Genomic DNA, 7,584 nt, shown 5'->3' with positions numbered 1-7,584 from the left:
AACCTCCAGCGCGACGTCGGCCTCGAGCAGCGCCCGGCGGACCTCGCGCATCGCGGCGTCGACGTCGGCTTCCGAGAGCGAACCGCGCCCCGTCAGCCGATCGAGAATGCCGCCAAGCCTTTCCGACAGATTGTCGAACAATGCCGTATCCTTTGCCCTTGTCGGGCGCTCGCTTCATTGCCGCCCGTCATCGCCGCTTGCTGCGGCCCATGACGACTATATAGACCACGACCATATAGACCTCGGCCCGTCGGCCGAAACCGTCAGTCCAAACACGTTTGCGCCCGAGGGCGCACAGCGCTGTCGGGCGTTGACCTCCGGCCTCCGGGGCCGGGCGGTGGCTCGAAAAGACGAAACTTTCCGAAATTCGGCCGGGTTAAACCCCCCGCGGCCGGAAAAGTCAAGGAAACTTGCTTCCCGCCGTCCCGTTGCCGGACCCGGCGGGGCCGCTTACCTCTTGTGCCAGTTCAGCTTTCCCGTATCAGCTTTCCCTTGCGAGGACGACCTTGCTGCGCCGTTCCAGGACCTATTCCGGCCCCGTCACCGACCATTTCGACGGCAAGCGCTTCTACGATCCCGACGGCGTTCCGCCCAAATCCCTCGCCCAGGTGCTGCGCTGGCAGTTCGACCGCAACGGCAAGCGCTCGCGCTGGCCGGCCTGGGCCCCCAGCCCGCACGCCGATACCCCGCCACACCGGATCGAGGGCGAGACGGTGCGGCTGTCGTTCATCGGTCATGCCAGCTGGCTGGTCCAGACCGGCGGTCTCAACATCCTGATCGACCCCGTGTGGTCGGAGCGGGTGTCGCCGTTGTCGTTCGCGGGCCCCCGCCGCCACAACGATCCCGGCATCGCCTTCGAGGCGCTGCCGCATATCGACGTCGTGCTGGTGTCGCATGGGCACTACGACCATCTCGACATCCGCACGCTGTCGAAGCTGACCGCGCGCTTCGCCCCTCGGGTCGTCACACCGCTCGGCAACGACCTGACGATGACCGATGCCGACTCGAAAATCCGCGCCGAGGCCTATGACTGGCACGATCGCGTGCCTCTGAACGACGAGGTCGCGGTGACCCTGGTGCCGACCCGGCACTGGACGGCGCGCGGCATCTTCGATCGCAACAAGGCGCTGTGGGCGAGCTTCGTGCTGGAGACGCCGCGCGGCAAAGTCTACATCGTGTGCGATTCCGGCTACGGCACGGGTGCGCATTTCCGCCGCGTCGCCGAGCTGCATGCGCCCCTGCGCCTCGCGATCCTGCCGATCGGCGCCTACGAGCCGCGCTGGTTCATGCGCGACCAGCACATGAACCCCGAGGATGCCGTTCAGGCGTTGCAGGACTGCGGCGCAGAGACTGCGCTGGCCCACCACCACGGCACCTTCCAGCTGACGGATGAGGCCATCGACGCGCCGGTCCACGCCCTGCACGCGGCGCTCGATTCCGCCGGCATCCCGCGCGAGCGGTTCGGGGTGCTGAAGCCGGGGCAGGTAGTGGAGATCTAACTCGCTGCCACAACAAAGCAGGTGTCGTCCCGGCCTTGAGCCGGGACCCATAACCACCGAACCAAGTTTTGCGAAGGACGCAGCTCCATCTCACGCGACAACATCCGCCGCGGAGTATGGGTCCCGGCTCAAGGCCGGGACGACACTGAGTTTGGAGTTGCGGCGCAGACTCACGGCTGCGTGTGAATGCGCGGTGACGAAGTGAGCGCGCCTTGAAGTAAGTGCGCTTTACTGCCCCGCCTTGATCGCCCAGGTGACGCTGACCGTGACCGACAGCGTCTCCTCGCCCTGCGCCACCGGCGTCGGGACCCCGGCAGCCATCGGCGCGGCAAAGGTCTTGGCGCGGAACACAGGCGCGGGCGCGCCGTCCTCGGCGATGTTGAGCGGCTGGCCCAGCGTGACGCCGGCAGCCTTGGCGTAGATCTCGGCCTTGCGGCGGGCATCCGTGACGGCCTTCTCACGCGCCTCGTCGAGCAGCTTGGACGGCTCGGCGACGCTGAAAAAGACGTTGCCGACATCGTTGGCGCCGGCGGCCACCACCGCATCGATCACGTTCGCCACCTTGGCGACGTCGTGGAGCTTGATGGTGACGCGATTGCTGGCGCGATAGCCGGTGACCGTCGTCTGCCCCGGCCGATTGGTCTGCGCATATTGCGGCTGCAGCGACAGCCGCGAGGTCTGGACATCCTTGTCGGCGATCCACGCCGTCTTCAGCGCCTGCAGCACCTTGGCCATTGCGGCGTTGTTGGCCTCGGCGGCCTCGCGCGCGGTCTTGGCGTCGGAGGCGACGCCGGCATCGATCTGCGCCAGATCCGGCGGCGCCTGCACGCTGCCTTCGCCGCTGACCGTGATCGCGGGCGTATCCTGCCGCGCGATGTCGTCCGCCAGGGCGGGCAGAGCGGCCGAGGCCACAATCGCGGCAACGAGCAGCGGTCTGATCATGATGCCGCTCACTTCAGCGGCACGTAGACGTTGATGACGAGCTTGTCCTCGGCCGTCTTCAAGGGATCGGTCAGGTACTCCTCGATGAAGGTGTCCTTGGCTTCCAGCCGGCGCTCGTCGAGATGGTTGGTGATCGCCTCGTAGGTGTTGTCCATGTTGTCGTAGGAGCCGCGGTGAACGAACTTCAGCGCCTTGCCCTCGGGCGACTGGCCGATGCTCATGCCCTTGCCGAGCGTCTTCGGCTCCTGCTCGATCGGCATCTCCGCGAGATAAGTGAAGCCGTTGTCGTCGGTGGAGGTGTAGACGATCATGCCGTTGCCGGCCGGCTTGACGCCCTGCTTGTCCAAGGTGGCCGACAGCGCCTTGAACGAGTCGATCAGCGTGTCGAACGCGTTGTCCCAATTGGCGGTGCCCTTGACGAGGACGACCTTCTTGGCCTCGAGCTTGATCTCATCGCCGAAGGCGTCGGCGCTCTGGGCGGGCGCGGCGGCCGGCGGAGTGGCCGGTGCCTGGGCCGCCGGAGAGGATGAAGGCGACGGGCTCGCGCTGGCGGCCGGGGTCGGGGCCGTCGCGGGTGCCGGGCTGGCCGAGGCGGCCGGTGCGGGAGATGCCGCAGGGGCGGGAATCGCGCTCGGAGCCGGGGCGGGCGAGGCTGGGGCCGCCGGAGCCGGCGAGGCCGACGGCGCCTGAGCCTGGGCGAGTGGTCCGCCGAGCACGAGCGCGACCGAGCTCACGGCCAGAACGAGGCGGAAAGTGCTGAGATTCATGCGACTATTCTCCAGTGCCGTGCTGCTCCTGCGCAGGGCGCGTGCCGGCGAACGTGCGGTCCTAACATGCCCGGCGGCGCGGCGTCCCATGACAGATGCGTCATGTCCCCCTGCGGACTGGTCAATGCGGCGCCTTTCGCCATATAAGACGGACACAATTTGGATATTTTCATGAGCGCGCTGGCCAACCACAGCTTCGTCAAGATGAACGGCATCGGCAACGAGATCGTCGTGCTGGACCTGCGCGACGTGAAGCATGTCGTGACGCCGGACGAGGCGCGTGCGGTTGCGTCCCGCGTACCCTACGACCAGCTGATGGTGCTGCAGCGGCCGCGGCTCGACGGCACCGAGGCGTTCATTCGCATCTACAACAATGACGGATCGGAGTCCGGCGCCTGCGGCAACGGCATGCGCTGCGTGGTGAGCCAGGTGTTCGGCAAGACTGGCCAGACCAGCGCGACGTTCGAGACGCGTGCCGGGTTGCTGAACTGCTGGCAGGGGCCGGCGCCCGGTCTCTACACGGTGGACATGGGCGTACCGAAGTTCGGCTGGCAGGACATCCCGCTGGCCGAGGAGTTCCGCGACACCCGCTACATCGAGCTGCAGATCGGGCCGATCGACGCGCCGATCCTGCATTCGCCGTCGGTCGTCAGCATGGGCAATCCGCACGCGGTGTTCTGGGTCGACAACGATGTCAACTCCTACGACCTCGAGCGCTTCGGGCCGCTCCTGGAAAACCATCCGATCTTCCCGGAGCGCGCCAACATCACGCTCGCCCAGATCGTCGATCGCGACCACATCACGATGCGCACCTGGGAGCGTGGCGCGGGGCTGACCAGGGCCTGCGGCTCGGCCGCCTGTGCAACGGCCGTTGCGGCCGCGCGGCTGAAGCGCGCCAATCGTCTCGTCCACATGACGCTGCCCGGCGGCGAACTGACCATCGAGTGGCGCGAGCGCGACGATCACGTGCTGATGACGGGCACCGCGACGTTCGAGTTCGAGGGGCGGTTGGCGCCAGAGCTGTTCGCCAGCGTCGCATGAGCGTCGACGTCGTCACCTTCGGCTGCCGGCTGAATGCGTTCGAATCCGAGCTGATCGCGCGGCACGCCGAGACGGCTGGGGCGGAAGATACCATCGTCATCAATAGCTGCGCGGTCACCAACGAGGCCGTGGCGCAGGCGCGGCAATCGATCCGCAAGCTCAAGCGCGAGCGCCCCGACGCGTGTATCGTCGTGACCGGCTGCGCGGCGCAGACGCAAGCCGGCATGTTCGCTGAGATGCCCGAGGTCGATCGCGTCATCGGCAACGAGGACAAGCTGCGGCCCGACGCTTGGCGCGCGGCGGCGCAGGCGCTGGCGGCGCCGCGCTTCGGCATCGACGCGTCCGAGAAGGTCGCCGTCTCCGACATCATGGCCGTCACCGAGATGGCGCCGCATCTCGTCGACGGCTTTCAGCGCGGGCTGCCGCGCGTGTTCGTCCAGGTCCAGAACGGCTGCGACCATCGCTGCACCTTCTGCATCATCCCGTTCGGACGCGGCAATTCGCGCTCGGTACCGATGGGCGCGGTGGTCGATCAGGTGCGGACGCTTGTGGAGCGCGGCCATGCCGAGATCGTGCTGACCGGCGTCGACCTCACGAGCTATGGCGCGGACCTGCCGGGCACGCCGAAGCTCGGCCGGCTGGTGAAGCAGATCCTGTGTCACGTGCCGGAGCTGAAACGGCTGCGCATCTCCTCGATCGATTCGATCGAGACTGATGCCGAGCTGCTCGATGCGCTCGCCAATGATGAGAGGTTGATGCCGCATCTGCATCTGTCGCTGCAGGCCGGCGACGATCTGATCCTGAAACGCATGAAGCGGCGGCATGCGCGCGCCGACGCCATCGCGTTCTGCGACCAGGTGCGGCGGCTGCGGCCGGACATCGCGCTGGGCGCCGATCTGATCGCCGGTTTTCCGACCGAGACCGAGGAGATGTTTTCCCGCTCGCTCGACCTGGTCGAGGAATGCGGCCTGACGTTCCTGCACGTGTTTCCCTATTCGCCCCGCCCCGGCACGCCGGCGGCGCGCATGCCGCAGGTGGACGGTGCCGTCATCCGCGAACGCGCGCGGCGGCTGCGCGCCGCGGGCGAGGCGGCGTTGCTGCGGCGTCTGGATGCCGAGATCGGCTGCGAGCGCGAGGTGCTGATCGAGAGCGCGAAGCAGGGCCGGACGGAGCACTATCTGCCGGTGTCAGTCACCGGCGCCGAGCCGGGCGCCGTGCAGCGGCTGATGATCGTCGGCCATGATGGGTCGAAGCTGTTAGTCCCACACTCGCTGTCATCGCCCGGTTCAACCGGGCGATGACAGCGGTGGGTGTGGCGACGGCGCTGCGTCTCACGTCGCACGACCGGGGGGCTTCACTCGCCATTCCACCCGCACGCCCGCAGCCGCTCATGCATGTGTAGCGGTGCCGGCGCCACGACGTGCACCGGCGGCTTGTTCTTCGACAGCGGGATGGAAATCTCACGCGCATGCAGATGCAGCCGCGGCTCGCCGAAGCGGGGGCCGTTGCCGTAGATGTTGTCGCCGAAGATCGGCCAGCCGGATGCGGCCGAGTGCACGCGGAGCTGGTGGGTGCGGCCGGTGATGGGTTCCATGGCGAGCCAGGTGAGCTTGGGCGTCTTGGCGGATTGAGGCTCGCTCTCTCCCACGGCAGGCTGCGCTCCCTCCCCCCTTGCGGGGGAGGGTCGGGGTGGGGGGTGGCCCCGGGCGACACTGCCCGTGGGGACCCCCACCCCCGACCCCTCCCCGCAAGGGGGAGGGGAGTCGGTGCCCGAAGAGGAAGGAGCGCTAGTGGATGGGATGACCGGCGAATACGACCGTCCCAGCACCCGCCATTTCGTCACCGCCGGCTGCCCGTTCGGGTCGGGCTTCTGCCACCAGCCGCGTTCCGCGTTCAGCTTGCCCAGCGGCAGCTCGATCACGCCTTCGTCAGCCTCCGGGCCGCCCTCGACCACGGCCCAATACGTCTTCGAAATCTTGCCGTGCTTGAACAAAAGCCCGAGCGACGCCGTTGCCTTGCGGTGGCGGCCGAGCACCAGGCAGCCCGAGGTGTCCTTGTCGAGTCGGTGAGCCAGCACCGGCGGGCGCGGCAGGCCGAAGCGCAGGGCGTCGAAGGAGGCTTCGAGGTTCGGTCCGCCCTTCGGTCCCTTGTGCACGGGAATGCCGGCCGGCTTGTCGATCACCAGCATCAGCCCGTCGCGGTGGAGCACGCGGGCGAGCATCTCCTCATCTGTCGGTTGGTTAATGTCCATGGAAACCGTATTGCGGGTGCGAGGCTTTCGTTTGCGGGAGGAAAGGGCTAACACCACGCCATGAACGATACCACCTCCGAAACACCCAAGCTGTCGTGGTGGCGGCGGCTGTCCGCCGGCCTGAAGCGCACCTCCGGCGCGCTCGGCACGGCGGTGGCCGATCTCGTCACCAAGCGCAAGCTCGACCGTGCGATGCTCGACGACATCGAGGACGTGCTGCTGCGCGCCGACCTCGGCACCAGCGTGGCGGCGCGAATTGCGGACGCGGTCGGCACCGGTCGCTACGACAAGGCAATCAGCGCCGACGAGGTCAAGGCTGTGGTCGCGACCGAGGTCGAGAAGGTGCTGTCGCCGGTTGCGAAGCCGCTCGTCGTCGAGGCCGGCCACAAGCCGTTCGTCATCCTCGTCGTCGGCGTCAACGGCTCCGGCAAGACCACCACGATCGGCAAGCTCGCCCAGAAATTCGCCTCCGAAGGCAAGCAGGTGATGCTGGCCGCGGGCGACACCTTCCGTGCCGCCGCGATCGAGCAGCTCAAGGTCTGGGGCGAGCGCACCAGGGCGCCGGTGATCGCCGGCGCCCAGGGCTCTGATTCCGCCAGCCTCGCCTTCACCGCGATTACCGCCGCCAAGGAGCAGGGCCGCGACATCCTGCTGATCGACACCGCCGGCCGGCTGCAGAACAAGGCCGAGCTGATGAACGAGCTCGAGAAGGTGGTGCGTGTCATTCGCAAGGTCGACACCTCGGCGCCGCATGCGGTGCTGCTCGTGCTCGATGCCACCGTGGGACAAAATGCGCTGTCGCAGGTCGAGGCGTTCCATCGTACGGCTGGCGTCACAGGCCTCGTGATGACCAAGCTCGACGGTACGGCGCGCGGCGGCATCCTGGTGGCGCTGTCGGAGAAGTTCAAACTGCCGGTGCACTTCATCGGCGTCGGCGAGGGCGTCGAGGATCTGCAGCCGTTCGCCGCCAAGGACTTTGCGCGGGCAATCGCCGGCATCGAGGACTGACGCGGCCGCGCCGCTCCGGCGCGGTGGCATCGAAGACGACGGGATCAGCTGCGTCGCCGCTGACGACAGCCAACAG

The 7,584-nt window shown here is 67.7% G+C and carries 8 protein-coding genes; 4 read left to right on the top strand and 4 right to left on the bottom strand.

Going from position 1 to position 7,584, the window contains the following annotated elements; genetic code table 11:
• On the bottom strand, positions 1-141 hold a 141-nt coding region (locus NLR35_RS29645; RefSeq protein WP_257170082.1), incomplete at its 3' end, for a signal recognition particle receptor subunit alpha.
• 365 nt (positions 142-506) lie between these two features.
• Here NLR35_RS29645 and NLR35_RS29640 point away from each other — a divergent pair.
• A complete protein-coding gene (locus NLR35_RS29640; RefSeq protein WP_257170070.1) occupies positions 507-1,499 on the top strand; it encodes an MBL fold metallo-hydrolase in 993 nt (330 codons plus the stop codon).
• A 228-nt stretch (positions 1,500-1,727) separates the two neighbouring features.
• Here NLR35_RS29640 and NLR35_RS29635 read toward each other — a convergent pair whose 3' ends face one another.
• Positions 1,728-2,441 (bottom strand): SIMPL domain-containing protein, encoded by a 714-nt coding sequence (locus tag NLR35_RS29635; protein WP_257170069.1) that lies wholly within the window; start codon positions 2,439-2,441, stop codon positions 1,728-1,730.
• Positions 2,442-2,449: 8 nt separating this feature from the next.
• On the bottom strand, positions 2,450-3,208 hold the full coding sequence (locus NLR35_RS29630) for a GyrI-like domain-containing protein (RefSeq protein ID WP_257170068.1): 759 nt from the start codon (positions 3,206-3,208) through the stop codon (positions 2,450-2,452).
• A gap of 171 nt (positions 3,209-3,379) precedes the next feature.
• On the opposite strand from NLR35_RS29630, the gene dapF reads away from it, so the two are divergent.
• Complete coding sequence (dapF, locus tag NLR35_RS29625; protein ID WP_257170067.1) at positions 3,380-4,249, top strand: diaminopimelate epimerase; 870 nt, start codon at positions 3,380-3,382, stop codon at positions 4,247-4,249.
• The gene (gene mtaB / locus NLR35_RS29620; RefSeq protein ID WP_257170066.1) at positions 4,246-5,550 is read left to right on the top strand and encodes a tRNA (N(6)-L-threonylcarbamoyladenosine(37)-C(2))-methylthiotransferase MtaB; all 1,305 of its coding nucleotides are present in this window, start codon (positions 4,246-4,248) and stop codon (positions 5,548-5,550) included. The genes dapF and mtaB overlap by 4 nt, the downstream gene beginning before the upstream one ends.
• Before the next feature lie 53 nt (positions 5,551-5,603).
• On the opposite strand, the gene NLR35_RS29615 is transcribed toward mtaB, so the two are convergent.
• Positions 5,604-6,500 (bottom strand): RluA family pseudouridine synthase, encoded by an 897-nt coding sequence (locus NLR35_RS29615; RefSeq protein ID WP_257170065.1) that lies wholly within the window; start codon positions 6,498-6,500, stop codon positions 5,604-5,606.
• Between the two features lie 60 nt (positions 6,501-6,560).
• On the opposite strand from NLR35_RS29615, the gene ftsY reads away from it, so the two are divergent.
• A complete protein-coding gene (gene ftsY, locus NLR35_RS29610) occupies positions 6,561-7,508 on the top strand; it encodes a signal recognition particle-docking protein FtsY (RefSeq protein ID WP_257170064.1) in 948 nt (315 codons plus the stop codon).
• Positions 7,509-7,584: the final 76 nt, after the last annotated feature.

Source organism: Bradyrhizobium sp. SRS-191 (assembly GCF_024586915.1).
Taxonomy (GTDB): domain Bacteria; phylum Pseudomonadota; class Alphaproteobacteria; order Rhizobiales; family Xanthobacteraceae; genus Bradyrhizobium.
Note: the sequence above shows the minus strand (reverse complement) of the source record. Positions and strands in the feature narration are given on the sequence as shown.

Bases quoted from the DNA above. Each gene is read 5' to 3' on its own strand.
- NLR35_RS29635 (WP_257170069.1), bottom strand. From the start codon at position 2,441: ATGATCAGACCGCTGCTCGTTGCCGCGATTGTGGCCTCGGCCGCTCTG.
- mtaB (WP_257170066.1), top strand. From the start codon at position 4,246: ATGAGCGTCGACGTCGTCACCTTCGGCTGCCGGCTGAATGCGTTCGAA.
- NLR35_RS29615 (WP_257170065.1), bottom strand. From the start codon at position 6,500: ATGGACATTAACCAACCGACAGATGAGGAGATGCTCGCCCGCGTGCTC.
- NLR35_RS29630 (WP_257170068.1), bottom strand. From the start codon at position 3,208: ATGAATCTCAGCACTTTCCGCCTCGTTCTGGCCGTGAGCTCGGTCGCG.
- dapF (WP_257170067.1), top strand. From the start codon at position 3,380: ATGAGCGCGCTGGCCAACCACAGCTTCGTCAAGATGAACGGCATCGGC.
- ftsY (WP_257170064.1), top strand. From the start codon at position 6,561: ATGAACGATACCACCTCCGAAACACCCAAGCTGTCGTGGTGGCGGCGG.